This is a genomic window from Micromonospora sp. ATLC16 (assembly GCF_057196645.1).
This window is the reverse complement of the sequence record NZ_JBXUOW010000183.1, coordinates 1-521: the sequence shown is the minus strand read 5'-3', so window position 1 is coordinate 521 and position 521 is coordinate 1. Positions and strand designations below refer to the sequence as shown.

Annotated in this window: 1 protein-coding gene; it reads left to right on the top strand. The window is 62.8% G+C overall.

Annotated elements, in window-relative coordinates; all coding sequences use genetic code 11:
- On the top strand, positions 1-521 hold a 521-nt coding region (locus AC2CHE_RS26970; RefSeq protein ID WP_484507628.1), incomplete at both ends, for a non-reducing end alpha-L-arabinofuranosidase family hydrolase.

The window sequence follows — 521 nt, the reverse complement described above, 5'->3', positions numbered from 1 at the left end:
CACCAGACACTGTTCAGCGGGTCGATCTCGAATTCGAACACCGGCCCGATCGACCAGGCGCTCATCGGCGACGACCAGAACATGTACCTGTTCTTCGCCGGAGACAACGGCCGCATCTACCGCGCCAGCATGCCCATCGGGAACTTCCCCGGCAGCTTCGGCTCCAACTACACCACCATCATGACCGACTCAACGAACAACCTGTTCGAAGGCGTCCAGGTCTACAAGCTCCAAGGCCAACAGCGGTACCTGATGCTTGTCGAGGCGATCGGCTCCCAGGGCCGCTACTTCCGCTCCTTCACCGCCACCAGCCTCGGCGGCAACTGGACCCCCCAAGCCACCAGCGAGAGCAACCCATTCGCCGGCAAGGCCAACAGCAACGCCACCTGGACCAACGACATCAGCCACGGCGAACTCATCCGGTCAAACGCCGACCAGACCATGACCATCGACCCCTGCAACCTGCAACTGCTCTACCAAGGCCGCTCACCCAACTCCGGCGGCGACTACGGCCTGCTGCC